At 71.6% G+C, this 26,133-nt stretch carries 21 protein-coding genes, 1 tRNA gene and 1 riboswitch; of the genes, 10 read left to right on the top strand and 12 right to left on the bottom strand.

Going from position 1 to position 26,133, the window contains the following annotated elements; genetic code table 11:
* Window positions 1-46 precede the first annotated feature (46 nt).
* A riboswitch (guanidine-III (ykkC-III) riboswitch) is annotated at window positions 47-112 on the top strand.
* The gene (locus ASG94_RS09290; RefSeq protein ID WP_235537184.1) at window positions 111-437 is read left to right on the top strand and encodes a DMT family transporter; all 327 of its coding nucleotides are present in this window, start codon (window positions 111-113) and stop codon (window positions 435-437) included. (Overlaps the previous riboswitch by 2 nt.)
* Window positions 438-472: 35 nt before the next feature.
* On the opposite strand, the gene ASG94_RS09285 is transcribed toward ASG94_RS09290, so the two are convergent.
* On the bottom strand, window positions 473-1,120 hold the full coding sequence (locus ASG94_RS09285; RefSeq protein ID WP_082624026.1) for a TetR/AcrR family transcriptional regulator: 648 nt from the start codon (window positions 1,118-1,120) through the stop codon (window positions 473-475).
* Window positions 1,121-1,203: 83 nt separating this feature from the next.
* Between ASG94_RS09285 and ASG94_RS09280 the strand changes: the two genes are divergently transcribed.
* Both ASG94_RS09280 and ASG94_RS09275 read left to right on the top strand, forming a co-directional pair.
* Window positions 1,204-2,730, top strand: coding sequence for an MFS transporter (locus ASG94_RS09280; RefSeq protein ID WP_056925971.1), 1,527 nt, complete (start codon window positions 1,204-1,206; stop codon window positions 2,728-2,730).
* 124 nt (window positions 2,731-2,854) lie between these two features.
* Complete coding sequence (locus tag ASG94_RS09275; protein WP_056925970.1) at window positions 2,855-4,369, top strand: MFS transporter; 1,515 nt, start codon at window positions 2,855-2,857, stop codon at window positions 4,367-4,369.
* 100 nt (window positions 4,370-4,469) lie between these two features.
* Here ASG94_RS09275 and ASG94_RS09270 read toward each other — a convergent pair.
* The 3 genes from ASG94_RS09270 to ASG94_RS09260 form a co-directional block, all read right to left on the bottom strand.
* Window positions 4,470-4,556, bottom strand: a tRNA-Ser gene (locus tag ASG94_RS09270).
* Between the two features lie 32 nt (window positions 4,557-4,588).
* Window positions 4,589-5,044: a nucleoside deaminase gene (locus tag ASG94_RS09265; protein WP_082624025.1), complete on the bottom strand. Its 456-nt coding sequence runs from the start codon at window positions 5,042-5,044 to the stop codon at window positions 4,589-4,591.
* Window positions 5,041-5,526, bottom strand: coding sequence for a tRNA adenosine deaminase-associated protein (locus ASG94_RS09260; RefSeq protein WP_056925968.1), 486 nt, complete (start codon window positions 5,524-5,526; stop codon window positions 5,041-5,043). Before ASG94_RS09260 ends, ASG94_RS09265 begins: the two co-directional genes overlap by 4 nt.
* A gap of 103 nt (window positions 5,527-5,629) precedes the next feature.
* Between ASG94_RS09260 and upp the strand changes: the two genes are divergently transcribed.
* The 4 genes from upp to pntB all read left to right on the top strand — a co-directional run bounded on the left by upp (window position 5,630) and on the right by pntB (window position 10,426).
* Window positions 5,630-6,271 (top strand): uracil phosphoribosyltransferase, encoded by a 642-nt coding sequence (gene upp, locus ASG94_RS09255; protein ID WP_056925967.1) that lies wholly within the window; start codon window positions 5,630-5,632, stop codon window positions 6,269-6,271.
* Entirely contained in the window at window positions 6,268-7,335 is a 1,068-nt protein-coding gene (locus ASG94_RS09250; RefSeq protein WP_156411489.1) for an alpha/beta hydrolase, read from the top strand. The genes upp and ASG94_RS09250 overlap by 4 nt, the downstream gene beginning before the upstream one ends.
* A gap of 117 nt (window positions 7,336-7,452) precedes the next feature.
* Window positions 7,453-8,985, top strand: coding sequence for a Re/Si-specific NAD(P)(+) transhydrogenase subunit alpha (locus ASG94_RS09245; protein WP_056925966.1), 1,533 nt, complete (start codon window positions 7,453-7,455; stop codon window positions 8,983-8,985).
* 1 nt (window position 8,986) lies between these two features.
* A complete protein-coding gene (pntB, locus tag ASG94_RS09240) occupies window positions 8,987-10,426 on the top strand; it encodes a Re/Si-specific NAD(P)(+) transhydrogenase subunit beta (protein WP_235537183.1) in 1,440 nt (479 codons plus the stop codon).
* Between the two features lie 192 nt (window positions 10,427-10,618).
* Here the strand turns inward: pntB and ASG94_RS09235 are convergent, their stop codons facing one another.
* From ASG94_RS09235 to ASG94_RS09220, 4 genes are all read right to left on the bottom strand, one after another.
* Window positions 10,619-11,716, bottom strand: coding sequence for an ABC transporter ATP-binding protein (locus ASG94_RS09235; protein ID WP_056925965.1), 1,098 nt, complete (start codon window positions 11,714-11,716; stop codon window positions 10,619-10,621).
* A gap of 9 nt (window positions 11,717-11,725) precedes the next feature.
* Window positions 11,726-12,649, bottom strand: a complete 924-nt coding sequence (locus ASG94_RS09230) for a sugar ABC transporter permease (RefSeq protein ID WP_056925964.1) — start codon at window positions 12,647-12,649, stop codon at window positions 11,726-11,728.
* Window positions 12,649-13,596: a carbohydrate ABC transporter permease gene (locus ASG94_RS09225; protein ID WP_200958040.1), complete on the bottom strand. Its 948-nt coding sequence runs from the start codon at window positions 13,594-13,596 to the stop codon at window positions 12,649-12,651. The genes ASG94_RS09230 and ASG94_RS09225 overlap by 1 nt, the downstream gene beginning before the upstream one ends.
* Before the next feature lie 94 nt (window positions 13,597-13,690).
* Window positions 13,691-15,001 (bottom strand): extracellular solute-binding protein, encoded by a 1,311-nt coding sequence (locus tag ASG94_RS09220; RefSeq protein WP_056925962.1) that lies wholly within the window; start codon window positions 14,999-15,001, stop codon window positions 13,691-13,693.
* Window positions 15,002-15,127: 126 nt separating this feature from the next.
* Between ASG94_RS09220 and ASG94_RS09215 the strand changes: the two genes are divergently transcribed.
* Window positions 15,128-16,147 (top strand): LacI family DNA-binding transcriptional regulator, encoded by a 1,020-nt coding sequence (locus ASG94_RS09215; protein WP_442938468.1) that lies wholly within the window; start codon window positions 15,128-15,130, stop codon window positions 16,145-16,147.
* Window positions 16,148-16,175: 28 nt separating this feature from the next.
* On the opposite strand, the gene ASG94_RS09210 is transcribed toward ASG94_RS09215, so the two are convergent.
* The 4 genes from ASG94_RS09210 to ASG94_RS09195 form a co-directional block, all read right to left on the bottom strand.
* Window positions 16,176-16,904 carry a VIT1/CCC1 transporter family protein gene (locus ASG94_RS09210; RefSeq protein ID WP_056925961.1) on the bottom strand — a complete coding sequence of 243 codons (729 nt, stop codon included), beginning with the start codon at window positions 16,902-16,904 and terminating at the stop codon, window positions 16,176-16,178.
* Window positions 16,905-16,959: 55 nt separating this feature from the next.
* Window positions 16,960-17,514, bottom strand: a complete 555-nt coding sequence (thpR, locus tag ASG94_RS09205; RefSeq protein ID WP_056925960.1) for an RNA 2',3'-cyclic phosphodiesterase — start codon at window positions 17,512-17,514, stop codon at window positions 16,960-16,962.
* Between the two features lie 8 nt (window positions 17,515-17,522).
* On the bottom strand, window positions 17,523-18,668 hold the full coding sequence (locus tag ASG94_RS09200) for an acyl-CoA dehydrogenase family protein (protein ID WP_056925959.1): 1,146 nt from the start codon (window positions 18,666-18,668) through the stop codon (window positions 17,523-17,525).
* Window positions 18,669-18,778: 110 nt separating this feature from the next.
* Complete coding sequence (locus tag ASG94_RS09195) at window positions 18,779-19,504, bottom strand: hypothetical protein (protein WP_056925958.1); 726 nt, start codon at window positions 19,502-19,504, stop codon at window positions 18,779-18,781.
* A 149-nt stretch (window positions 19,505-19,653) separates the two neighbouring features.
* On the opposite strand from ASG94_RS09195, the gene glgX reads away from it, so the two are divergent.
* Both glgX and treY read left to right on the top strand, forming a co-directional pair.
* Window positions 19,654-21,870, top strand: coding sequence for a glycogen debranching protein GlgX (gene glgX, locus ASG94_RS09190; protein WP_056925957.1), 2,217 nt, complete (start codon window positions 19,654-19,656; stop codon window positions 21,868-21,870).
* Between the two features lie 96 nt (window positions 21,871-21,966).
* A complete protein-coding gene (gene treY, locus ASG94_RS22375) occupies window positions 21,967-26,133 on the top strand; it encodes a malto-oligosyltrehalose synthase (RefSeq protein ID WP_082624024.1) in 4,167 nt (1,388 codons plus the stop codon).

Below are 26,133 nucleotides of genomic sequence, written 5' to 3'. Positions count from 1 at the left end.
CCCCGACCCGCTATTCCGGCGCCGGGGGCTCGCGCGGCTAGGATCGGCGCTGAGCCGACCCGGCTCGCCGGACGAGGGAGCCCGTACCCGGACAGCGACAAGACGGCCTCATGGAGGTCGTCATGGCGTGGTTCGTGCTCATCCTGTCCGGGGTCCTGGAGGCGGTGTGGGCCGTCGCCCTCGGCCGCTCGGAGGGGTTCTCGCGTCCCGTCCCGTCGGTGGTCTTCGTGGTCGGCCTCGTGCTGAGCATGGGCGGACTGGCCTACGCCATGCGCACCCTGCCGGTCGGGACGGCGTACGCCGTGTGGGTCGGGATCGGCGCCGCCCTCACGGTGGGCGTCGGGATGGCCACCGGGACCGAGTCGGTCAGCGCGGTCAGGCTGCTGCTGATCGCCGGCCTCGTCGGCTGCGTGGTCGGGCTCAAGCTCGCCCACTGACGCAGGGGCGGCGTCGTACGCCCGCGCCCGTCCGCTCACTTGGGCGCGCCGCGCGGGGCGAGCTCCGGCCAGGTGCCACTCGCTCCGAGCCCGCGGTCGACGCTGAGGAGCAGCGAGGTCAACGCGGCGGCGCGATCCGACGGCTCGAGTCCCCGCAGCGGCCCCTCCACGTTGAGCACCGCGAACCCGTGCACCACCGACCAGCAGGTCACCTCGGCGCCGGGGCGGTCCTTCGGGGACAGGTAGCCGACGTCGACCAGCTCGTCCAGCGCGACGTTGAGCATGCCGTAGGGGTCCTCGCCGGCGCCCTCGGCGTCGGGGGCGTCGGGGTAGGCGGTGAACAGCAGCCGGAACAGGCCCGGCTCCGCGAGCGCGAACTCGACGTACCCGGCGCCGATGGCCACCAGGCGCCGACGGGCGCGAGCGACCGGGTCGGCCTCGTCCACGGTATCCAGCCGACGGTGGACGGCGCCGACCAGCTCGACCATTGCGCGCTCGGCGACGGCGTCCACGAGGGCGTCGCGGTCGGCGAAGTGCCGGTAGGCCGCGTTGTGCGACACGCCGACCCGACGGGCCACCTCGCGCAGGGCGAGGCCCTCCGGACCCCGCTCGCGGACCGTCTCGACGGCTGCCTCCACGAGCGCCGTGCGCAGGTTCCCGTGGTGGTACGGAGTGGTGGTCACCCGCCGAGCCTATTCGATGTTGACACCGGTAACTTCAGGGGTCACTCTGGTGTTACCACTGTCAACATCGCCCCGGAGCCACCGTGAACCGTCCTCACGCCATCCTGGCGACCGTCTGCCTGGCCGCCCTCACCATCAACCTCGACACCACGATCGTGAACGTCGCACTCCCGAGCCTCGCGCGCGAGCTCGACGCGAGCACCCGCGACCTGCTGTGGGTCGTGGACGGCTACAACCTCGCCTTCGCCGCCTTCGTCCTCGCGATGGGCAGCCTGAGCGACAAGTTCGGCCGACGACCGGCCCTCGTGCTGGGCCTCGCGTCCTTCGCGCTCACCAGCGGTGTCGCGGCGCTCGTCGACAGCGTCGAGGCGCTCGTCGCGCTGCGGGTCCTGATGGGCATGAGCGCGGCACTGATCTTCCCCACGACCCTGTCGATCATCTCGAACACGTTCCCGGACCGTCGGGAGCGGGCGGCCGCGCTGGGCGTGTGGGGTGCCGCCGTCGGCATGGGAGTGGCCCTGGGCCCCATCACCGGAGGCTTCCTGCTCGAGCACTTCTCGTGGCACAGCGTCTTCTGGGCCCTGGTCCCGGTCGGCCTGGTGGCCATCGCGATGACGCTGGCGTTCGTGCCGGAGTCGCGCGACCCCGGCGTCCCCGCCCTGGACCGCACCGGCCTGCTGCTCTCGGTGGCGACCCTGGGCGTGCTGACGTGGACGATCATCGAGGCACCCGAGCGCGGCTGGGCCAGCGCCGCCACCGTGGGGGGCTTCGCCGCCGCCCTGGTGCTCGCCGTCGTGTTCGTGCTCGTCGAGAGGGCGTCGCGTCACCCGATGCTGGACGTCACCTTGTTCTTCGACCGCCGCTTCAGTGCCGCGTGCGCCGCGGTGACGATCTCGTTCTTCGCCCTCTTCGGCTTCATCTTCCTCATCACCCAGTTCTTCCAGTTCGTGCGCGACTACTCGGCACTGCAGACCGGGGTGCGCATCCTGCCCGTGGCGCTGTCCATCGCCGGGGCCTCGATCCTGGGCGCGCACCTGGCGCCGCGCATCGGGACGAAGGTCGTGGTGACGATCGGACTGGCCTCGCTGGGCTCGTCGTTCCTGTGGGTCTCGACGATCGGCGTGGACGTGTCCTACGCCAGCACCATCGTCCCGCAGATGGTGCTGATGGGGCTCGGTCTCGGACTGATCAGCACCCCGGCGACGGAGTCGATCATGCAGGTGCTGCCGCCGGCCCGAGCCGGGGTGGGCTCGGCGGTCAACGACGCTTCCCGTGAGCTGGGCGGCACGCTGGGCGTTGCAGTGGTCGGCTCGCTCTTCTCCTCCCTGTACGGCGCCCGGCTGGTCGAGGCCCTCGACGGCAGGCTGCCGGCCGACCTCCTCGACCGGGCGCGCGGCTCGGTCGGCTTCACCGACGCCCTCGCGGCCCGGGCGCCGGGCGTCGCCGATGCCATGGACGCGGCGTTCATGGACGGGCTGTCCCTCGCCTGCGTGGTCATCGGGGTGCTGTGCCTGCTCGGGTCGGCGGCCGCGTGGTTCGCCCTGCCCGGCGAGCGCTACGACCCGCTGGCCGAGGCGCGGCCGGTCGCGGAGACGGTGCCGACGAGCTAGTCACCGAGAACGCCGTCCCGCAGGCCGACCGGCGACCTCACCCCGCACGGGTGATCTCCTCACGCCGTCCGAGGTGCTTGCGTGGACGGGTTCGCGAGAATTCCCGGGCGAGAGGAACCGCGAGATGGTCGAGGTCGACGCGACAACGGCGAAGGGCGCGGGCGGGGTGCTCGCGGCCACCTGCATCTCCACGCTGGTGGTCAACGCCAACACGTCCGCGGTGAGCATCCTGCTGCCGGCCATCAGCGCGGACACGGGCATGGCGGTCGAGACCCTGCAGTGGGCCGTCACCGGCTACTCACTGGTCGGCGCCGCCGTCATCGTGACCTCGGGCTCCCTCGGCGACGTCTTCGGTCGCAAGCGCGTCTTCCAGATCGGCCTCCTGCTGTTCATCGCGTCCTGCGTGCTCATCGCCCTCGCCGACTCGGGAGGGATGGTGATCGCCGGACGCCTCGTCCAGGGTGCCGCCGGCTCCACCATCCTGGCCTGCGGGCTGAGCCTGCTCACCGTGGCCAACAGCGGCTCGGCGCAGGTGCGAGCAGTGTCCCTGTGGGGTGCCGCCGCCGCCGTCGGTGCCGCTGCCGGACCCCTGGTGGGAGGGGTGCTCGTCGACGTGGCCGGGTGGCAGGGACTGTTCTGGATCGACGCGGTCATCGCGGTCCTGGTCGTCGTGCTCACGGCCGCCACCGTCTCGGAGTCACGCGACCCGGACCGGCCACCGACGATCGACTACGCCGGGTCCGCGCTCGTGGCGCTGACCCTCGCACCCCTGATCCTCGCGCTGAGCAAGGGCAGCGACTGGGGCTGGCTGTCGCTCGCCACCCTCGGCTGCTTCGTGGTGTCGGTGCTCGCGGGCGTCGGGTTCGTCGCCGTGGAGCGCCGCGTCGCCCTCCCGCTCCTGGACCTGGCGCTCCTGCGCAACCGGGTGCTGGTCGGGTCGACCATGGCCATCCTGATCGGCGCCGGCACGATCAACGCGCTCATGTTCGTGCTGAGCCTCTACCTGCAGGACCCCAGCACCCTCGGGTTCAGCCCGCTGGACGCCGGCCTCGCCACCCTGCCCGCCACCGTCGGGCTGGTCGTGGTCGCGCCCCTGGTGCCGCGACTCGCCACGAAGTTCGGCGGCCGCCAGGTGGTCGCCATGGGCTTCCTGCTCACGGCGCTCGGGTTCTGCGCCGTCGGCCTCGTCGAGTCCTCCTGGAAGTACGGCGCCTTCGTGCTGCCGCTGCTCGCCATCGCCGTCGGCATGGGCCTGTCCAACGGCCCGGCGTCGGCGGCATCGACCGCGTGCGTCCCGGCCGCCCAGGTCGGCTCGGCCTCCGGGGTCTCGAACATGGCGCGCTACGTCGGGGCCGCCGTCGCGACGGCACTGGCCGCGACGGTGTACGGCTCGGTGACCGCCAACCAGATCGCCGACGGGGCCTCCGACGCCGACGCGCTGGCCTCCGGCCTGTCCGCGACGTCGTGGCTGATGGCCGGGTTCAGCTTCGCCGGCGTCCTCATGGCCGTGGTCATGGGACGCAGGTTCCGTGCCTCGCAGGGAACCCTCGGTGATGCAGCGGCCGCGGCCTCCGCGCACACCCACACCCTGCCGACGACCGCCAGCGGGGGAGCCATGGCGGTGGCCCTCCGGTCCTGACCGGAGGATCCGACGGCCCGGGGCCGTCCGATCCTCCGTGCAACCGGACCGGGCCCGAAATGAGCGACAGCCGGATCCAGGGGATCCGGCTGTCGATAGGCGGTGGCGGTGGGATTTGAACCCACGGTGGGTTTGACCCCACACATCATTTCGAGTGATGCACCTTCGGCCGCTCGGACACGCCACCGCGGGAGAGATTACCGGACGGTCGACGCGGCGCTAAATCGACCTCTGCTCGGCGAAGAACGCCTCCAGCAGGGCGGTCGACTCGGCGGCCAGGACTCCGCCGAGCACCTCCGGCCGGTGGTTGAGGCGCCGGTCGCGGACGACGTCCCACAGCGAGCCCACGGCGCCGGCCTTGTCGTCGTACGCACCGAAGACGACACGCTCGACGCGGGACAGCACGGCCGCGCCGGCGCACATGGTGCAGGGCTCGAGGGTGACGACGAGCGTGCAGCCGGTCAGCCGCCACTCGCCCCGCGCCCGGGCGGCGGCGCGCAGGGCGACGACCTCGGCGTGCCCGGTCGGGTCGCCCTCGGCCTCGCGCACGTTGCGGCCGCGGGCGAGGACCTCGCCGGCGGGGTCGAGCACGACGGCACCGATCGGGACGTCCCCGGTCGCCACCGCCTCCTGCGCCTCGGCCAGGGCCAGGCGCATCGCAGGCTCCCACCTCATGCAGACGTGAACCCGACGGCGTCGTCGAAGAGCTCGCCGAAACCGAGGCGGCGCGTGATGTCCGACAGCATCTCGTCGGGGAAGAGGTCGACGTCGTCCAGCAGCACGCCCATGTCGATCGCGTGCATCCCCAGGTCGCCGAGCAGGTCGAGGTCGCCCGCCGGCACCTGCTCGTCCTCGTCGTCGGCGGGCGGCAGGCCGAGGAAGTCGACGGCCGACTGGGCCAGCTCCCACTCCTCGGCGGCGGTTACGTCCGACAGGAGCACCCGGGTGGTCGACCCGACCACCCGCACCAGGACGAAGAAGTCCTCGTCGACAGCCACCATCGCGACCGCGCCGCCGTCCCCGGGGAACCGCCGCAGGGCGTGCGCGAGCGAGTGGACGGAGTCGTAGGCGGGCGAGGCGATCTCCTGCAGCTGCCACTCGTCGCCGTCGTGGAACGCGGCCAGCGCGAAGTCGATCCCGTCCGACTGCTCAGACATGGCGACCCCTTCCTCGTGCTGCGTCCCGACCGAGGTTCCAGAGTCGCAGAAAGCCGACCCGCCGCCAACCCTGTTGCCGCCCGCGCCCACTAGGGTTTGCGCCATGCGCACCCACGTCGTCGACCACCCGCTGGTCTCCCACAAGCTCACCACGCTGCGGGACGAGTCCACCGACTCGCCGACCTTCCGCCGGCTGACCGACGAGCTGGTCACCCTGCTGGCCTACGAGGCGACCCGCGAGGTCCGCGTCAACGAGGTGACCATCCAGACGCCCGTCTCGGAGGCGACCGGGGTCAAGCTCGCCAGCCCCAAGCCGCTGGTGGTGCCGATCCTGCGCGCCGGCCTCGGCATGCTCGACGGGATGATGCGGCTGCTGCCCACCGCCGAGGTCGGCTTCCTCGGCATGATCCGCAACGAGGAGACGCTGGCCGCCTCGACGTACGCCGAGCGCCTCCCCGAGGACCTCTCCGGTCGCCAGTGCTACGTCCTGGACCCGATGCTGGCCACCGGCGGCACCCTCGCCGCCGCGATCCGCTTCCTCACCGACCGCGGTGCCGACGACATCACCTGCATCTGCCTGCTCGTCGCCCCCGAGGGCGTGGCCGCGCTGGAGCAGGAGCTGTCCGACCTCGACGTCCCCGTGGCCGTGGTGACCGCTGCGATGGACGAGCGCCTCAACGAGAAGGGCTACATCGTCCCGGGCCTGGGCGACGCGGGCGACCGCCTGTACGGCGTGGCGCAGTGACCCTGCGGCCCGGCCGCCGCGACCGCCTCGAGCGCAGGATCAACCGCCTCGCCTCCGCCAGCCCGGCCCGCCTCCAGGCGCTGCTCGCCGGCCGCGAGGTCACCAGCGAGGGCCAGCGGCTGAGCCCGCAGTTCGCGCTGGCCCTGCGCGCGCTGGCGCTGAGCGGCAAGACGTCGTACGACGAGCTCGACGTCCCCGCCGCACGGGAGCTGCTGGAGAAGGAGTCCTGGACCTTCAGCGGCCCCACCATCGAGGTCGGGGCCGTCCACGACGTCACCCTTGCCGAGGACGGCGAGGTGCCCGTCCCGGCGCGGCTCTACCTCCCGGCCGACGAGCCGGGAGGCTTCGGCGGACCGCCGCCGGTCGTGGTCTTCCTCCACGGCGGCGGCTGGGTCCTCGGCAGCGTCGAGAGCCACGATTCCGTCACCCGCTTCCTGTGCCGCCACGGCCGGGTCGCGGTGCTCTCGGTCGACTACCGCCTCGCCCCCGAGCACCCCTTCCCGGCCGCGGTCGAGGACACGCTCCACGCCGTGCGCTGGGCCCGACGCCACGGTGAGGAGTGGGGGTACGACGGCACCCGCCTCGCCGTCGCCGGCGACTCGGCGGGCGGCAACCTGTCCGCCGTGGCCTGCCAGCAGCTCCGCGGCACCGACGACCTGCCCGACCTCCAGGTGCTGGTCGTGCCCGGCGTCGACTTCTCGCGGCACACGGCCTCGCGGGCGACGTACGGCAACGGCTTCTTCCTCACCGACGGCGAGATGGACTGGTACGAGGACCACTACCTCGGGCCGGACACCGACCGCAGCGACCCGCGGGCGTCCCCGCTGCTGGCCGAGGACCTGTCGGGGCTGCCGCCGGCGTACGTCGTGGTGGCCGGCTTCGACCCCCTGCGCGACGAGGGCGAGGCCTACGCGCACGCCTTGCGGGATGCCGGCGTGCCGGTCACGCTGCGCCGCCACACCACCCTGGTGCACCCCTTCATCAACGGTGTCTCGATGAGCGACGAGGCGCGCGCCGCGGGCTTCGAGATCGTCGGCGCGATCCGCCTGGGCCTGGGCGTCTGACCCCTAGCCGGCGGGGCGCGCCGGGTCCTCGACGTGACGCGGACCACACGAGACGCCCGTGTCGAGGGGCGCTCCGCGTGTACCTTGAGCGCGGTCCGACCCCGACAGGAGGCGCCCGTGCGCATCGGTATCCCCCGCGAGTCCCGGCAGGGCGAGACGCTGGTCGCCGCCACGCCCACCACCGCCGGCCAGCTGCAGGCCCTCGGCTACGAGGTCGTGGTCGAGCGCGGCGCGGGCACCGCTGCCGCGCAGCCCGACGACGCGTTCGAGGCCGCCGGCATCCGGGTCACCGATGCCGAGGAGGTGTGGTCGAGCGACGTCGTGGTCAAGGTCGACGCCCCCACCCCGGACGAGATCTGGCGGCTGCGGGCCGGGTCCACCGTCGTGTCGCTGATGGCGCCGGCGCGCAGCCCCAAGCTCATCGAGCAGCTCCAGGCGCAGCGGGTCACCGGCCTGGCGATGGACGCCGTCCCCCGCATCTCGCGCGCGCAGGCCATGGACGTGCTGTCGTCGATGGCCAACGTGGCCGGCTACCGCGCGGTGGTCGAGGCCGCCCACGCGTTCGGCCGCCAGTTCACCGGGCAGGTCACCGCGGCCGGCAAGGTCCCGCCCGCGCGGGTCTTCGTCGTCGGCGCCGGCGTCGCCGGGCTGGCGGCCATCGGTGCCGCCGGGTCCATGGGGGCGATCGTGCGCGCCTTCGACGTCCGCCCCGAGGTCGCCGAGCAGGTCGAGTCGATGGGCGCCGAGTTCGTCACGGTCGAGATGGAGCAGGAGGTCTCCTCCGACGGCTACGCCAAGGAGATGACCGCCGACCAGGAGGCCGCCACCGCCGCGATGTACGACGAGGAGGCGCGCAACGCCGACATCGTCATCACCACCGCGCTGATCCCCGGCCGCCCCGCCCCGAGGCTCATCACCGCCGACACCGTGGCCGCGATGCGCACCGGCTCGGTGATCGTCGACATGGCCGCGGCCAACGGCGGCAACGTGGAGCTGACCCGGGCCGACGAGGAGGTCGTCACCGACAACCTCGTCACGATCCTGGGCTACACCGACCTCGCCGGCCGGCTGGCCGCCCAGACCAGCCAGCTCTACGGCACCAACGTGGTCAACCTCCTCAAGCTGATGACCCCCGGCAAGGACGGCGAGCTGGTCCTCGACCTCGACGACGTCGTCGTACGGGGCATCACCGTGACCCGCGACGGCGAGACCATGTGGCCGCCACCGCCGGTCCAGGTGAGCGCCGCCCCGGTCGCTGCGGAGCCGGCCGCCGTGCCGGTCGCCCAGGAGCCGCCGAAGCCACCCGACCCGCGCCGAAAGTGGTACGCCGCCGGCCTGGCCGCGGTCCTGTTCGCCCTCGTCGCGGCGTACTCCCCACCCGACTTCCTCGGGCACTTCACCGTCTTCGCGCTGGCGGTCTTCGTCGGCTACTACGTGATCTCCAACGTGGCCCACGCGCTGCACACCCCGCTCATGAGCGAGACCAACGCCATCTCCGGCATCATCCTGGTCGGCGGCATCCTGCAGGTCGGCAGCGACAACACCGTGGTGACCGTGCTGGCGCTCATCGCCGTGCTCGTCGCCAGCATCAACATCTTCGGTGGCTTCCTGGTGACGCTGCGCATGCTCGAGATGTTCAGGAAGGACTGACGTGAGCGACTTCCTGACCTCGGAGCGACTGCCCGGGCTGATCCAGGCGGCGTACATCATCGCCGGCATCCTCTTCATCGGCGCGCTCGCGGGCCTGTCGAAGCACGAGACCGCCAAGCGCGGCAACCTCTTCGGCATGGCGGGCATGGGCCTGGCCCTGCTCGCGACGCTCGTCCTCGCGGCCCGCAACAGCCAGTACGGCGACCAGCGACCGCTCGGCGTGACCCTGGCCCTGATCCTGGTGGCCATGCTCGTCGGCGGGTCGATCGGTGCTTGGCGGGCCCGCACGGTGGAGATGACCGGGATGCCCGAGCTGGTGGCGATGCTGCACAGCTTCGTGGGCCTCGCCGCGGTGCTGGTGGGCTACAACTCGTGGATCGAGCTCCACGACCTCGGCGGCTCCGACACGGTCCACGACGTCGAGGTGTTCGTCGGCGTCTTCATCGGGGCGGTGACCTTCACCGGCTCGATCGTGGCGTGGGCCAAGCTGAGCGGCCGGATGACCTCCAGCCCGCTGATGCTGCCGGGTCGCCACCTGCTCAACCTGGCCATCCTCGTCGCCTCGACGGCCCTGGCCGTGTGGTTCGTGGCCGACGACGGCGACACGGCGCTGGTGCCGCTGCTGGTGATGACGGCGCTCGCGCTGGTGCTCGGCTTCCACCTCGTCGCCGCCATCGGCGGTGGCGACATGCCGGTGGTCGTCTCGATGCTCAACTCCTACTCCGGCTGGGCCGCCGCGGCCGCGGGCTTCATGCTCAGCAATGACCTGCTCATCATCACCGGGTCGCTGGTGGGCTCCTCGGGTGCGATCCTCAGCTACATCATGTGCACGGCGATGAACCGCTCGTTCGTGAGCGTCATCGCCGGCGGCTTCGGCTCCGACGGCGCTCTCAGCGGTGAGGCGCGCGACTACGGCGAGCACCGCGAGATCACCGCCGACGAGACGGCCGAGCTCCTCGCCGACGCGAAGTCCGTGATGATCACCCCCGGCTACGGCATGGCGGTCGCCCAGGCGCAGTACCCCGTCGCCGAGATGACCAAGAAGCTGCGCGAGCGGGGGGTCGAGGTCCGTTTCGGCATCCACCCCGTCGCCGGCCGGTTGCCCGGCCACATGAACGTGCTGCTCGCCGAGGCCCGCGTGCCCTACGACATCGTGCTGGAGATGGACGAGGTCAACGGCGACTTCGCCCACACCGACGTGGTGCTGGTGATCGGCGCCAACGACACGGTCAACCCCGCCGCGCTGGAGGAGCCGGGCTCGCCGATCGCGGGCATGCCGGTCCTCGAGGTCTGGCACGCCAAGGAGGTCGTCGTCTTCAAGCGGTCGATGGCCACGGGCTACGCCGGCGTGCAGAACCCGCTGTTCTTCAAGGAGAACTCCCGGATGCTCTTCGGGGACGCCAAGGAACGGGTCGACGACATCGTGCGCGCGCTGGGCTGATCCCCTGGCACTGCGCCGGGTGGCGGCACATCGCAGTCCCACCACGCAGAGTGGCGGCGTACGACGTCAGACGTGGCCCCGGAGCTGCGATCTGCCGCCAGTTTGCGCGCGGGCGGCCTCGCCCGGGCGAAATGCGGTCCGCCGCCCCCCGAGGCGGGAGGCGGCGGACGAGCCGGGCGTCGTACGACGCTCTCAGTCGGTCGGCAGGGCGTCCCCGGACTCGACGTCGAAGGCGTGCAGGCGACCGGGCTCGATGCTGAACCAGACCTTGGCGCCCTTGGCGGGGACCGAGCGCGGGGCGATGCGGGCCACGACGTGGTCGGCGCGCAGGTCGTCGCCGATCATGTTGCCGTAGAGGAAGGCGTCCGAGCCGAGCTCCTCGATGACCAGCGCCTCGACGGGGAACGACGCGGCGTCGTCGGCCGAGGACAGCACCAGCGCCTCGGGACGGAAGCCGAGCTGGACCTTGTCGCCCTTGAGCGCGCCCACCGTCGAGCGGGGCAGCGGCACCCGGGCCTCGCCGATGAGCGCGTGGCCGTCCTCGACGCAGAAGGTGCCGAGGTTCATGGCCGGCGAGCCGATGAAGCCGGCCACGAAGGCGTTCTTGGGCTTGTCGTAGAGCCCGAGCGGGGTGTCGACCTGCTGGAGCAGGCCGTCCTTGAGCACCGCGACCCGGTCGCCCATGGTCATCGCCTCGACCTGGTCGTGGGTGACGTAGACGGTGGTGGTGTCGAGGCGTCGCTGCAGCGAGGCGATCTGCGTGCGGGTCGAGACCCGGAGCTTGGCGTCGAGGTTGGACAGCGGCTCGTCCATGCAGAAGACCTGCGGCTGGCGCACGATGGCCCGGCCCATGGCCACGCGCTGGCGCTGGCCACCGGAGAGCGCCTTGGGCTTGCGGTCGAGGTAGGGCTCGAGGTCGAGGATCTTGGCGGCCTCGAGCACCCGGGCGTCGATGTCCGACTTGTTGACCCCGGCGATCTTGAGCGCGAAGCCCATGTTCTCGCCGACGCTCATGTGCGGGTAGAGCGCGTAGTTCTGGAAGACCATCGCGATGTCGCGGTCCTTGGGACGCAGGTGCGTGATGTCCCGGTCGCCGATGAGGATCCGTCCGCTCGTGACGTCCTCGAGGCCGGCGAGCATGCGCAGGCTGGTGGACTTGCCGCAGCCCGACGGGCCGACGAGCACGAGGAACTCGCCCTCGGCGATCTCGAGGTCGAGTCCGTCCACGGCCGGCTTCTCGCTGCCGGGGTAGATGCGGGTGGCCTTCTCGAAGGTGACGCTGGTCGACATGGGGGTTCCTTATCCCTTGGTGCCACCGGCGGTGAGGCCGGCGACGAGGTGCTTCTGGGCGAAGAAGAAGACGATGGCTGCGGGGATGGTGATCAGGACGGCGCCTGCGGTGAGCAGCTCCCAGCGGGGGCTGAACTGCGGGACGAATTGTTGCAGGCCGGCACCGAGCGTGTAGTGGTCGTCGCTCTGCATGAAGGCGATCGCGTAGGCGACCTCGCCCCACGCGGTGAGGAAGGTGTAGAACGCCGTGACCGCCAGGCCCGGGCGGGCCAGCGGCAGGATGACCCGCCAGAACGTGCCGAAGGGGCCGAGGCCGTCGAGCGCCGCGGCCTCGTCGAGCTCCTTCGGGATGGTGTCGAAGTAGCCGCGCAGCATCCACGCGCAGAACGGGACGGCCACGGTGCAGTAGGCGATCACCAGCGACGCCTTGGTGTCGATGAGGCCGGCCTTGGCCATGATCGTGTAGATCGGGACGATCAGGATCGCGACCGGGAACATCTGGGTGATCAGGAAGACCCACATCAGCCCCCGCTTGCCGGGGAAGTTGAAGCGGCTCAGTGCGTAGCCGGCGGTCGCGGCCATCGCGATGCCGATCACCATGGTGAAGGCGGCGACGACCAGCGAGTTGAGGAACCACGTGGGGAAGTTCGTGTCGAAGAGGACCTTGCGGTAGTTCTCCAGGGTCGGGTCGACGACGAACTGGATGTCGCTGCGGCGGATCTCGCTGGCGGGCTTGAACGAGCTCAGCACCACCCACGCCATCGGGAACAGCGCGATGAAGGTGGCCAGGAGCAGGGTGGCGTGGAGCGCCACGCTGGCCCCGACGGAGCGGTCGCTGCGGCGCCGCACGCGGGGCGCGCGGCGGTCCTTCGCCGTCGCCCCGGCGATCATCTCGTCGGTCTCGACGATGACGGGCGGAGTGATCGAGCTCATCAGAACACCTCTCCCTGGGTCTTGAGCACGCGGCGGTAGATCGAGGCGTAGACGATGAGGATCGACAGGATCAGCACGCCGTACGTCGCGGCGAGGGAGTAGTCACGGATGCCCTCGAAGGCGGCGCGGAAGGCGCCGGTCACCAGGATCTCGGTCTCGCCGGCGGGCTGGCCGCGCGTCACGAAGTAGATGATCGGGAACATGTTGAAGGTCCAGATGGTGCCGAGCAGGATCACCGTCGAGCTGACCGGACGCAGGCCGGGCAGGGTCACGTTGCGGAAGCGCTGCCACGGGGTGGCACCGTCCATCTCGGCGGCCTCGTAGAGGTCCCCGGGGATCGACTGCAGGCCACCCAGGATGGCGACCATCATGAAGGGCACGCCGAGCCAGATGTTGGCGACGATGGCCGTGGACAGCGAGGTCCACCGGTCGTCGAACCACGACACGCCGCTCCCGCCGAGGGCCCGGAGGGTCGCGTTGATGAGGCCGAAGTTCTCGTCGAAGAGGAAGCGCCACGCGAAGGCGGCCACGAAGGCCGGCACGGCCCACGGGACGATGAGCGCCACGCGGTAGAACCCCCGGCCCCGGAAGCTCCGGTTGAGCATCACCGCCAGGCCGAGGCCGATGCCGTAGTGGAAGACCACGCAGGCCACCGTCCACACGATGGTGTTGGTGAACTGCAGCCAGAAGTGGCCCTGGGCGCCGGTCAGGACGTCGACGTAGTTGTCGAGGCCGACGAACTGGGAGGCCTTGGGGTTCGGCGAGCAGGTCTCGCCACCACCGAGGGTCTTCTTGCAGATCTCGCTGCGCTGGTTGGACTCGTTGAGGTCGGTGAAGGACTGGTAGACGCCCTGGACCAGCGGGGCCAGGACGAGGACACCGAGCACGGCCACGGTGGGCAGCACCATGGCCCAGGCGTACCAGTGCTTGTCGAAGCTCTTGCGCATGCTCTCAGCTGTCTGGTGAGGGGACGGGGGAGGGGAGCCGGGGGGGCTGGGATCGGTGCGGGGGCGGCTCGAGGGCCGCCCCCGCACCGACGTGTCAGTCGAGCGAGTAGTCGGGGACGACGTCGCTCTTGTAGGTCTCCGCGGCCTTGTCGAGGGAAGCCTGGACGGGCTTGCCCTGGATGAGGACCTCGGTGGCCATGGTGTCGAGGGCGGCGAAGAACTGTCCACCCTCGGGGATCCACGGGCGGGCCTGGGCGACGCCCATCGCGTCGGCCCACAGGGCGACCCGCTCGTTGGTGACCATGTCGTAGGCGTCGGCGTTGCCGGGCAGCAGGCCCAGCTCGTCGGCGACGAACGCCTCGGACTCGGCCGAGCTCATGAACTTGATGAACGCGATGGCGGCGTCCGCCTTCGACTCGTCCATGCCGGAGTAGACGACGTAGTTGTGGCCGCCGACCGGGGCGCCCTGACCGGCGGAGCCGGCGGGGACCGGCGCGACGCCGAGGTTCTCGATGCCACCGAACTTCGGGTCGTCAGCGATGCCGGCGACCTCCCACGGGCCGTTAAGGATCATGCCGACCTTGCCCTCCTTGAAGAGGGTCATCATGGTGCCGTAGGGGTCGTTGGCGACGGGCTTGACCGCGGCGCCGGACTTCACCATGTCCTGGGCGATCTGGATGCCCTTGGCGGCCTCCGGGCTGTTGACCGTGATGGTCTCCGACTCGGTGTCCACGAGGTCGGCGCCCTCGCCGTACATGAACGGCAGGACGAAGTAGCCGCCCGAGTTGAGGTAGATGCCGCCGACGCCGGCCTTGCTCTGGAGGGCCTCGGACGCGGCCTCGACCTCTTCCCAGGTGGTCGGCGGGGCCTCGGGGTCGAGGCCGGCCTTCTCGAAGAGCGCCTTGTTGTACATCAGGCCGAGGGTGTCGGTGACCTGCGGCACGCCGTACGTGCTGCCGTCGTAGATGTTGCTGGAGAGCGGCGTCTCCTGGAAGTTGTTGTCCTCCAGGGCGGCGGTGCCGTCGAGGGCGTAGAGGTAGCCCAGCGAGGCGAACTCGGGGGTCCAGGCGACCTCGGCCCGCAGGATGTCAGGCGCGCCCGAGCCGGACTCGGCCGCGGTCTTGAACTTGTTCTGGGTCTGGTCGAAGGGGACCGTCTCGTGCTTGATCGTGACGTTCGGGTACTCCTCGTTGAACTTCTCGATCAGCTTGTCGTAGGCGGGGGCCTCGTTGGTGGGGTCCGAGGTGTCCCACCAGGTCAGCTCGGCCTCCATCGAGGTCGGGTCGGTGTCTCCGGAGGAGGTGTTCGAGTCGGCGTTGCTGTCGCTCTCCGAGCCGCCGCCACAGGCGGCGAGGACGAGGGCGAGCGCGGCGGTGCCGGCGATACCGGGCAGCGTGCGGCGCATTTGTGCTCCTTGCGAGGGGTGGTGTCACCGACCGGGAAGGGGTCCTGTGACGAGGGTCACCGGACGATAGCAAGAAGCCTGCAAGATTTGGAAGTCCTTGCAGGATCGCTGCAAAGCCGCTTTCATGTGACCATGCCCACCCTCGCCGAGATCGCTGCGGAGGCCGGTGTCAGCGAGGCGACGGTGTCCCGCGTGCTCAACTCCAAGCCCGGCGTGAGCGACACCTCCCGCCAGTCCGTCGTCACCGCCCTGGACGTCCTGGGCTACGAGCGACCCCGCCAGCTGCGCCAGCGCAGCGCCGGGCTGGTGGGCCTGGTCGTCCCCGAGCTGGAGAACCCGATCTTCCCGGCCTTCGCGCAGGTCATCGAGGACGCGCTCGCCCGCCGCCGCTTCACGCCGGTCCTGTGCACCCAGTCGCCCGGCGGCATCTCCGAGGACGAGTACGTCGAGTCGCTGCTCGACCACGGCGTCGCCGGGATCATCTTCGTCTCGGGCAAGCACGCCGACCGCGGCGCCGACCACGACCGCTACCGCACCCTCATCGAGCGCGGGATGCCGGTCGCCTTCATCAACGGGTACGTCGAGGGGCTGGGCGCGCCGTTCTTCTCCACCGACGACCGGGCCGCGATGCGGATCGCGGTGTCCCACCTGGTCCAGCTGGGCCACACCACGATCGGCCTGGCCATCGGCCCGGCCCGCTTCGCCCCGTCGCACGACAAGCGCGAGGGATTCGTCGAGGCACTGGGCGACGAGCTCGGGCTCTCCGAGGCCGCGGCCCGGGGCTGGATCGCCGAGGGTCTCTTCACCGTCGAGGGCGGTGCGGCCGCGGCACGGGCCCTCATCGACCGGGGCGCCACCGCCATCGTGTGCGGCTCGGACCTGATGGCGATGGGCGCGATCCGCGCCGTGCGCGACGCGGGGCTCAGCGTGCCCGGCGACGTGTCGGTCGTCGGCTTCGACGACTCGCGGCTGCTGCCCTTCCTCGACCCGCCGCTGACCACGCTGCGCCAGCCCGTGGGCGAGATGGCCCTGCAGGCCGTGGACACGCTGTGCTCGGCGATCGCCGGACAGCCCCTGCCCAGCCACGACTACGTCTTCCGCCCCGAGCTGGTGCTGCGGGCGTCCACCGGACGCGCTCCTGCCTGACGTCGCCACCCCGAGGGGCGGCGCGGGGTCAGATCCCGCCCACCAGGGCGCCGATCCCGTAGGTCACCACCATGGCGATGACGCCGCCGCCGACGTTGCGCAGCACGGCCCGGCCGGCGGGGCTCTGGCCGAGGCGGGCGCTCGCCCAGCCGGTCAGGGCCAGTGCGAGCACCACCGAGACCCCGGTCACCCACACGCGGGCGCCCGCGGGACTGAGGCTGATCGTCAGCAGCGGGAGCAGGGCGCCGGCGGTGAAGGCCAGCATCGAGGCCCAGGCGGCGTGCCACGGGTTGGTGAGCGCGTCCGGGTCGATGCCCAGCTCGGCCTCGGCGTGCGCCCCCAGGGCGTCGTGGGCGGTGAGCTGCTCGGCCACCTGCAGCGCGAGGTCGTTGCTCAGGCCCTTCTGCACGTAGAGGTCGGCCAGCTCCGCGAGCTCCTCCTCGGGCTCCTCGGCGAGCTCGCGGCGCTCCTTGGCCAGCAGGGCCTGCTCGGAGTCGCGCTGGGTGCTCACCGAGACGTACTCGCCGGCGGCCATGCTGATCGCGCCGGCGACGAGCCCGGCGACGCCGGCGACGAGGATGGCCTGGCTGTCGGTGGTGGCGCCGGCGACACCGACGACCAGGCCCGCGGTGGACACGATGCCGTCGTTGGCCCCGAGCACCGCGGCCCGCAGCCAGTTGAGGCGCGTTCCGAGGCTGTCGTCGTGGGGCTCGTCGTCGTGGGGACCGATCTCGAGGTCGGTCGCGTCGGTGCTCATGGGGCCATCCTTCGCAGCGCGGGGCAGTCCCGCAACGAAGGCCAGCCTGTGCTGGCTAGCCCAGCGGGAGCGTGGCGACCACCTCGTGCCGCGGGCGCCCGCGCGGGCCCTCCCCGAGGTACGACGCCACCAGGGCCACCTCGTCGACGGTCCAGGACGGACCGGCGTAGGTGTCGAGGAGCCGCACCCACCGGCTGACGTTGGCCGGGCCGCCCAGGCGGGCCAGCGTGAGGTGCGGCCGGAACCGCTGGCCGTCGACGACCGCACCGGAGGTGTTGGCCGCCGCCCGGGCACCCCGGGACAGGGCGTCGAAGTCGCCCTCGAGCCCCGCCCACAGGACTCGTGCCCGGTCGGGGTCCGGGAACGCGCCGCCACCGACGACGCGGCTGGCGAACCGCTGCTGCCGGCCGGCGGTGGCGGCCAGCCGCTCGGTCAGCTCGTCGACGGAGTGGTCCGCGACGTCCTCCATGAAGGCCAGCGTCAGGTGCCACTGCTCGGCCGGCGCCCAGCGCCAGCGCTCGTCGGGCCGGGCGCCCGCGTCGCGGCGTACGGACAGGAAGTCGTCGAGGTCCTCCACCGCCTCGGGTGGAGGGACCACGGCGACGAACATCCGGGTCGTCACAGGCCCAGGTCGCGCCCGATCAGCATCTTCATGATCTCGTTGGAGCCGGCCCAGATCTTGCTGACCCGGGCGTCGCGCCAGGCGCGGGCGACGCGGTACTCGTTCATGTAGCCGTAGCCGCCGTGCAGCTGGACGCAGTGGTCGAGCACGTCGTTCTGCACCTGCGAGGTCCACCACTTGGCCTTGGCGGCGTCGACCGCGGTCAGCTCGCCGCGGGTGTGCTTGAGCACGCACTGGTCGACGTAGGCCTGGGTGACCTCGACCTGGGTGACGAGCTCGGCCAGCAGGAAGGAGTTGTGCTGGAAGCTGCCGATCGGCCGGCCGAAGGCCTGACGGTCCTTCGCGTACTGGACCGTCTCCTCCAGGATCTGCGCGGCGTGGGCGAGGTTGGTGACCGCCGAGCCGAGCCGCTCCTGCGGCAGGAACTGCATCATCGAGATGAAGCCGGTGTCGAGGGGGCCGATGAGGTCGTCGTTGCTGACCCGGACGTTCTCGAAGGCCAGCTCGGCGGTGTCCGACTCGTCCTGGCCGACCTTGTCGAGCACGCGCCCGACCGAGAAGCCGTCGAGCGAGGTGTCGACGCCGAAGAGGCTGATGCCCTTGGCCTTCTTCTCCGGGCTGGTGCGGGCCGCCACGACCACCATGTCGGCGCTGCCGCCGTTGGTGATGAAGGTCTTGGAACCGTTGATGATCCAGTCGTCGCCGTCACGCACGGCCGTGGTCTTGAGGTTGGCGAGGTCCGAGCCGCCGCCGGGCTCGGTCATCCCGATCGCGGTGAGCAGCTCGCCGGAGCAGAAACGGGGCAGCCAGCGCTCCTTCTGCTCGTCGGTGGTCAGGTGCACGAGGTACGGCGCGACGATGTCGGCGTGGATGCCCACGCACGAGGGCAGGGTCATGTTGACCTTGGCGAGCTCCTCGGTGAGCACGGCGTTGAAGCGGTAGTCGCCCGCCTCGGAGCCGCCGTACTGCTCGGGGATCTCCAGGCCGAGGTACCCCTGCTTGCCGGCGGCGAGCCAGAACTCGCGGCTCAGGCCGTGCCCGGCGGCGTACTCGTCGAGGTGGGGGACCACCTCGCGGTCCAGGAACTCCTTGACCGAGGCGCGGAACGCCTCGTGGTCCTCGTCGTAGATCTCGCGCGTCATGGCGGCTATGTTACCCGCCAGTCACCTGAGGTGGGCGCGGTCGTGACGGACGCCGCACGACCCGCTCCCGGGCACGGACCTCGCGTACGTCGGCCGGGACGGCCGCCGCCTCAGAGCCGGGCGGTGTCCCCGCCGTTCGGGGCCTCGACCTCGAACGGCTCGTCGAACTCCGAGAGGGCGAGCACGACGGGTTCGCGGCCGCCCTCCACGGTCATCTTGACCACGCGATGGGGACTCTCGCTGAGCACCCAGGTGCGTTGCAGCGCGACGCCGCCGGGGCGGGCGCTGATCTCGACGGCGCGAGCACCGTCCAGCTCGACCTCCGTGCCCCGGGTCGCCTCGACCTCCTGTCCCTTCTCGTGCTCGAAGGCCGAGAAGTCCTTGAGCAGCGCGTCGAGGTCGCAGACCCGGCCGAACGTCTTCCCCTCCACGGTGATCCACTTCCGGCTGAGCCGGTCGAGCTCGGAGCGCGGCACGTCGCGGCCCCTGGTGACCATGTTGTAGAAGGCGGCGTCGCCCTTGAACCAGGTCGTGCCGCCGACCCGGCGCAGGTCGACGTGGCGGCCCTCCAGGCTCAGGCTGCCGCTGCAGCGGCCGGCGCGATCGACGTGGAGGTCGACGAAGAACTGCCGGCCGTCCTCCCACACGGAGCCGGTCAGGCGCAGCGACTCGACGTCGTCCATCGCCCTCTCGCCCGCCACGGCGATGGTCGTGGCGGACTGCTCGGCGAAGTCGCTGGTCCGCGCGGCCTCGTAGACCGAGCAACCCGAGACGAGCGAGACGCCGAGGGCGGCGACGGCGAGACGCGCGAGGACGCGCTGCGTACGTGATGCCACGAGTGACCCCCTGATCGACCGGCGGCAGCATCAGACCATGCACCCGCAGGGGTGCGCAGGCGAACGGCCCCGACGCCCGGACGGTGACAATGGTCGTCCGGCCCCGTCCTGCGGATAGGCTTTGAACGATCCAACTACTTAGGAGCCCCGTGCAGATCTGGCCAGGAACGCCCTACCCGCTCGGTGCCACCTTCGACGGCAGCGGCACCAACTTCGCCCTCTTCAGCGAGGTCGCCGAGCGTGTCGAGCTGTGCCTCTTCGAGGTCGGCCCCCGCGGCAAGGTCACCGAGACCCGCCTCGAGGTCACCGAGGTCGACGCCTACGTGTGGCACTGCTACATCCCCACGGTGCAGCCGGGACAGCGGTACGGCTACCGCGTCCACGGCCCGTGGGACCCGGCCAACGGCCTGCGCTGCAACCCCAACAAGCTGCTCCTCGACCCCTACGCGAAGGCGACCAGCGGCGAGATCCAGTGGGACCAGTCGCTGTTCGGCTACGACTTCGGCGACCCCGACTCGCGCAACGACGACGACTCCGCGGGCCACATGACCCACGGCGTGGTCATCAACCCGTTCTTCGACTGGGAGGGCGACCGCCGCCTCAACATCCCCTACAACGAGTCCTTCATCTACGAGGCGCACGTCAAGGGGCTCACCCAGCTGCACCCGGACGTGCCGGAGGACCAGCGCGGCACGTACGCCGGCCTCGCGCACCCCGCGATCACCGACCACCTCACCAAGCTCGGCGTCACCGCCATCGAGCTGATGCCGGTCCACCAGTTCGTCCAGGACTCCACCCTGCTCGACCAGGGCCTGCGCAACTACTGGGGCTACAACACCCTGGGCTTCTTCGCCCCGCACGCCGACTACGCCTCGAGCGTGGAGGGCCAGCAGGTGCAGGAGTTCAAGTCGATGGTCAAGGCGATGCACGCCGCGGGCATCGAGGTCATCCTCGACGTGGTCTACAACCACACCGCCGAGGGCAACCACCTCGGCCCGACGCTGAGCTTCAAGGGCATCGACAACCCGGCGTACTACCGCCTGGTCGAGGACGACCAGCGCTACTACATGGACTACACCGGCACCGGCAACAGCCTCAACGTGCGCCACCCGCACTCGGTGCAGCTGATCATGGACTCGCTGCGCTACTGGGTCACCGAGATGCACGTCGACGGCTTCCGCTTCGACCTCGCCGCCACCCTGGCCCGGGAGTTCTACGAGGTCGACAAGCTCTCGACCTTCTTCGAGATGGTGCAGCAGGACCCGGTGGTCAGCCAGGTCAAGCTCATCGCCGAGCCGTGGGACATCGGCCCCGGCGGCTACCAGGTCGGCGGCTTCCCGCCCCAGTGGACGGAGTGGAACGGCGCCTACCGCGACACCGTGCGCGACTTCTGGCGCGGCGAGCCCTCGCTGGGCGAGTTCGCCTCGCGCCTGTCCGGCTCGTCGGACCTCTACGAGCACTCGGGCCGCCGGCCGTTCGCCAGCATCAACTTCGTCACGGCCCACGACGGCTTCACCCTGCGCGACCTCGTCTCCTACAACGAGAAGCACAACGAGGCCAACGGCGAGGACAACAACGACGGCGAGAGCCACAACCGCTCGTGGAACCACGGCGTCGAAGGACCGACCGACGACTCCGAGATCCTCGAGGCCCGGGCCCGCGAGCAGCGCAACTTCATTGCCACCCTGCTGCTCAGCCAGGGCGTGCCGATGCTGCTGCACGGCGACGAGCTCAGCCGCACCCAGAACGGCAACAACAACACCTACGCCCAGGACAGCGAGATCGCCTGGGTCCACTGGGACCGGGCCGACAAGCCGCTCATCGAGTTCACGGCCGCGGTGGCCAAGCTCCGCGCCAGCCACCCGACGTTCCACCGCAAGCGGTTCTTCACCGGCAACACGGTGCGCACCGGTGACGGCCAGCGCCTCAACGACATCGTGTGGCTCGCGCTCGACGGCACCCCCATGGAGGACGACAAGTGGGAGGGCCAGAAGGCGATCGGGATGTACCTCAACGGTGACGGCATCGCCGGCAAGGACGCCCGCGGCGGCACCATCACCGACGACCACTTCCTGCTCTACTTCAACGCCGACGGGCCGGCCGACGTGACGCTGCCGGCCGACGAGTACGCCGCGGCGTGGGACGTGGTCATCGACACCGGCGGAGCGGCCGACACGGCGCAGACGCTGGAGGCGGGTGCGACGCTCGCCCTGGGGACCCACAGCCTCGTCGTGCTCCGCGAGCACGCCGAGCCCGAGGGGCAGCCGGACCACTCGGTCGCGGCGTCCTTGGCCTCGCTCGCCGACGCCGGCTCCGTCGACGCCACCCCGGCGGCCGACGAGCGGCACCGGCACGACCAGGACTGAAGCAGCAGGACTGATGCAGCAGGACTGATCCCGGGAGGGGCTGGGTACGGCCCCTCCCGAGACCAGCCGACCGAGCAGACCCCACCGAGAGGGACCATGCGCACCCCCGTCAGCACGTACCGGATCCAGATCACCGAGGACTTCGACCTGCACGAGGCGGCGCGGGTGCTGCCCTACCTGCACGACCTCGGCGTGGACTGGGTCTACCTCTCGCCGTTGCTCGCGGCGGAGGCGCACAGCAACCACGGGTACGACGTGTCCGACCACGGCCGCATCGACGCCGCCCGCGGTGGGGTGTCCGGGCTGTCGGCGGTGTCGGCGGAGGCCCACCGGCTGGGCATGGGCGTGCTGGTGGACATCGTCCCCAACCACGTGGGCGTCGCCAGCGCCAGCGACAACGCCTGGTGGTGGTCGGTGCTGACCCACGGCCAGGCCTCGGACTACGCCGACGCCTTCGACATCGACTGGGCCGCCGGCGGCGGTCGGCTGCGCATCCCGGTGGTCGGCGACGACGACCTCGCCGACGACCCTTCGACGGGCTCAGGACAAGCGGGGATCGACCACCTGGTGGTCGAGGCGGGCCAGCTGCGCTACCACGACCACGCCTTCCCGCTCGCGCCCGGCACGGCGGACGACATGGACGAGCTGGGGCTCACCGCACAGGACGTCCACGCCCGTCAGCACTACGAGCTGGTCTCGTGGCGCACGGCCGACGCGGGCCTCAACTACCGCCGCTTCTTCGCGGTCAACACGCTGGCCGCCATCCGGGTCGAGGACCGCGAGTGGTTCGACCGCTCCCACGACGAGATCGGCCGCTGGTTCTCCGAGGGCCTCGTCGACGGTCTGCGCGTCGACCACCCCGACGGCCTGCGCGACCCCGAGGGCTACCTGCGCGACCTGGCCGAGCTCACCGGCGACGCCTACGTGCTCGTGGAGAAGATCCTCGAGCCCGGCGAGGAGCTGCCCCGAGAGTGGCCGACCGCCGGCACCACCGGGTACGACGCGATGGCGCTCGTCGACCGCGTCCTCACCGACCCGGCGGCGGCGCAGGCCCTCGGCGCGCTCGACGAGCGGCTGCGCGGCGGGCCCGTCGACTGGCCCGCGATGGTCCACGACAACAAGCGCGCCGTCGCCGACGGCATCCTGCGCTCCGAGGTGCTCCGCATCGGCCGCGAGCTGCGCGTCGCGCTGAGCCGCTCGGGGGTCGACGCGCCGACCGACACCGACGACGCCGTGGGCGAGCTGCTCGCCTGCTTCCCCGTCTACCGCTCCTACCTGCCCGGCGGCCGCCACCACCTCGACGAGGCCTTCGCCCTCGCCCGCGAGCTGCGACCCGACCTGGCCGCCACGCTCGACGTGCTGCTGCCGGTGCTGTCCGACCCAGCCCAGCCGGCGGCCCTCCGCTTCCAGCAGACCTCCGGCATGGTGATGGCCAAGGGTGTCGAGGACTGCTCCTTCTACCGCTGGTCGCGCCTCACCTCGCTCAACGAGGTCGGGGCCGACCCGTCCGTCTTCTCGGTCACCACCGACGAGTGGCACGACGCCATGGCGACCCGCCAGCGTGAGTGGCCGCACGCCATGACCGCCCTCTCCACCCACGACACCAAGCGCGGCGAGGACGTGCGGGCCCGGATCACCGCGCTCGCCGAGGTCCCCGACCCGTGGGAGCGCGCGCTCGACCGCCTCCTCGACCTGGTGCCGCTGCCCGACCCCGGCTTCGGCAACCTGCTGTGGCAGGCCGTCATCGGTGCGTGGCCGGCGGCCGGGCTCGACGGCGACTGGCGCGAGCGCCTGCACGGGTACGCCGAGAAGGCCATGCGCGAGGCCGGCGACCGCACGCAGTGGACCGCCCCGGACGAGGACTACGAGGCGGCCGTGCACGCGGCCGTCGACGCCGCGATCGACCGGCCCGAGGTGCGGGCCCTGGTCGACGAGGTGCTGGCCGCGGTCGCGGACGCGGGCTGGAGCAACGCCCTGGTCGCCAAGCTCGTCGCGATCACCATGCCCGGCGTGCCCGACGTCTACCAGGGCAGCGAGCTGTGGGAGCAGTCCCTCGTCGACCCCGACAACCGGCGTCCGGTCGACTACGACGTACGCCGCAGCCTGCTCGAGGCCGTCGAGCAGGGCCACCGCCCGTCCCTGACCGGTGGCGTCGACGACCCGGGCGCGGCCAAGCTGCTCGTCACCCGCGCCGGCCTGCTGGCCCGCCGCGAGCAGGCCGAGCTCTTCGACTCCTACGCCGCGCTGGCCGCGACCGGTGAGGCCGCCGACCACGTGCTCGCCTTCGACCGCGGCGGCGCCATCACCGTGGCGACCCGCCTCCCGCTCGGCCTGGCCGCGCGCGGCGGCTGGGGCTCCACCACCCTCGCCCTGCCGGCGGGGGAGTGGACCGACGCGATCTCCGGCCACGTCCACACCGGCGACGTCCCGCTCGCCGACCTGCTCGCCGACCTGCCCGTGGCCCTGCTGACCCGCAGCGCCGCGCCGCTCGACCCGGTGCGCGGCCGCTTCGACGTCTGGGCGCCGCGCGCCCGGACCCTGACCCTCCAGGTCGGTGACCAGCGGGTGCCGATGGCCCGCCGTGCCGACGACTGGTGGACCCCCACCGGCCCGGTGCCCGACCCTTCGACGGGGCTCAGGACAGGCGGCGAGGTCGACTACGGCTACCTCGTCGACGACGGGGACCGCCCGCTGCCCGACCCGCGCTCGCGGCGCCAGCCGGACGGGGTGCACGGTCTCTCGCGCACCTTCGACCCCGGCGCCCACGAGTGGTCCGACGACGCCTGGACGGGACGCCAGCTCGCGGGCTCGGTCATCTACGAGCTGCACGTCGGGACCTTCACGCCCGAGGGCACCCTCGACGCCGCGCTCGGCCGGCTCGACCACCTGCGCTCGATCGGGGTCGACCTCGTCGAGCTGATGCCGGTCAACGCCTTCAACGGCACCCACAACTGGGGCTACGACGGCGTCCTGTGGTCGGCGGTGCACGAGCAGTACGGCGGCCCCGCGGCGTACCAGCGCTTCGTCGACGGCTGCCACGCGGCCGGCCTCGGCGTGATCCAGGACGTCGTGCACAACCACCTCGGTCCGTCGGGCAACTACCTGCCGGTCTTCGGGCCCTACCTCAAGCAGGGCGCCAACACGTGGGGCGACCTCGTCAACCTCGACGGGGAGGGCAGCCACGAGGTCCGCCGCTACATCCTGGACAGCGTCCGGGCCTGGTTCACCGACATGCACGTCGACGGGTTGCGCCTCGACGCCGTGCACGCGCTCTCCGACGCGTCGCCGACCCACCTGCTGGAGGAGATGGCGGTCGAGGTGGCCGCCCTGTCGGCCCACCTGCGTCGCCCGCTCACCCTCATCGCCGAGTCGGACCTCAACGACCCGCACCTCGTCACCCCCCGCGAGGCGGGCGGCTACGGCCTCGACGCGCAGTGGAGCGACGACTTCCACCACGCCGTCCACGTGGCCCTCACCGGCGAGACCGACGGCTACTACGCCGACTTCGAGCCGCTGTCGGCGCTCGGCAAGGTCCTGACCCGGGGCTTCTTCCACGACGGCACGTTCAGCTCGTTCCGCAACCGGCCGCACGGCGTGCCCGTGGACGTCGAGCGGGTGCCGGGCTGGCGCCTGGTGGTCGCCAGCCAGAACCACGACCAGATCGGCAACCGGGCCCGCGGGGACCGGATCACCGAGGCGCTCGACGACGACCAGCTCGCCTGCGCGGCGCTGCTGACGCTGGCCTCGCCCTTCACCCCGATGCTCTTCCAGGGCGAGGAGTGGGCGGCCTCGACGCCGTTCGCCTTCTTCACCTCGCACCCCGAGCCGGAGCTGGGCCGGGCGACCGCCGAGGGCCGGCTGGCGGAGTTCGAGCGGATGGGCTGGGACCCCGCGGTGGTGCCCGACCCGCAGGACCCTGCGACGTACGAACGCTCCAGGCTGGACTGGGACGAGCTCGGGTCCGGGCGCCACGCGGTGCTGCTCGACGTCTACCGGCGCCTCGGCGCGCTGCGGCGCGAGCTGCCCGAGCTCACCGACCCGGACCTGCGCCGGGTGGACGTGGACGTCGACGAGGATGCCCGCACGCTGGTGATGCGGCGCGGCGCCGTCACGGTCGTGGTCAACTTCGGTGGGTCCGCGGCGCGGGTCGAGCTGCCGGGCGAGCACGAGCTGCGCTTCACGACCCCGTCCGGGGCCTCGCTCGTCACCGACGGCCTGGAGCTGCCGGCGCACGCGGGTGCGCTGCTGCGTCGTACGCGCTGA

The sequence above is a fragment of the Nocardioides sp. Soil805 genome, assembly GCF_001429625.1.
In the GTDB taxonomy this organism is placed as follows: Bacteria; Actinomycetota; Actinomycetes; order Propionibacteriales; family Nocardioidaceae; genus Nocardioides.
This window is presented reverse-complemented; position numbering and strand designations above follow the sequence as displayed.

Coding starts and splice junctions, on each gene's coding strand:
- ASG94_RS09290 (WP_235537184.1), top strand. CDS start 111: ATGGAGGTCGTCATGGCGTGGTTCGTGCTCATCCTGTCCGGGGTCCTG.
- ASG94_RS09275 (WP_056925970.1), top strand. CDS start 2,855: ATGGTCGAGGTCGACGCGACAACGGCGAAGGGCGCGGGCGGGGTGCTC.
- ASG94_RS09265 (WP_082624025.1), bottom strand. CDS start 5,044: ATGAGGTGGGAGCCTGCGATGCGCCTGGCCCTGGCCGAGGCGCAGGAG.
- ASG94_RS09260 (WP_056925968.1), bottom strand. CDS start 5,526: ATGTCTGAGCAGTCGGACGGGATCGACTTCGCGCTGGCCGCGTTCCAC.
- upp (WP_056925967.1), top strand. CDS start 5,630: ATGCGCACCCACGTCGTCGACCACCCGCTGGTCTCCCACAAGCTCACC.
- ASG94_RS09235 (WP_056925965.1), bottom strand. CDS start 11,716: ATGTCGACCAGCGTCACCTTCGAGAAGGCCACCCGCATCTACCCCGGC.
- ASG94_RS09230 (WP_056925964.1), bottom strand. CDS start 12,649: ATGAGCTCGATCACTCCGCCCGTCATCGTCGAGACCGACGAGATGATC.
- ASG94_RS09225 (WP_200958040.1), bottom strand. CDS start 13,596: ATGCGCAAGAGCTTCGACAAGCACTGGTACGCCTGGGCCATGGTGCTG.
- ASG94_RS09220 (WP_056925962.1), bottom strand. CDS start 15,001: ATGCGCCGCACGCTGCCCGGTATCGCCGGCACCGCCGCGCTCGCCCTC.
- ASG94_RS09210 (WP_056925961.1), bottom strand. CDS start 16,904: ATGAGCACCGACGCGACCGACCTCGAGATCGGTCCCCACGACGACGAG.
- thpR (WP_056925960.1), bottom strand. CDS start 17,514: ATGTTCGTCGCCGTGGTCCCTCCACCCGAGGCGGTGGAGGACCTCGAC.
- ASG94_RS09200 (WP_056925959.1), bottom strand. CDS start 18,668: ATGACGCGCGAGATCTACGACGAGGACCACGAGGCGTTCCGCGCCTCG.
- treY (WP_082624024.1), top strand. CDS start 21,967: ATGCGCACCCCCGTCAGCACGTACCGGATCCAGATCACCGAGGACTTC.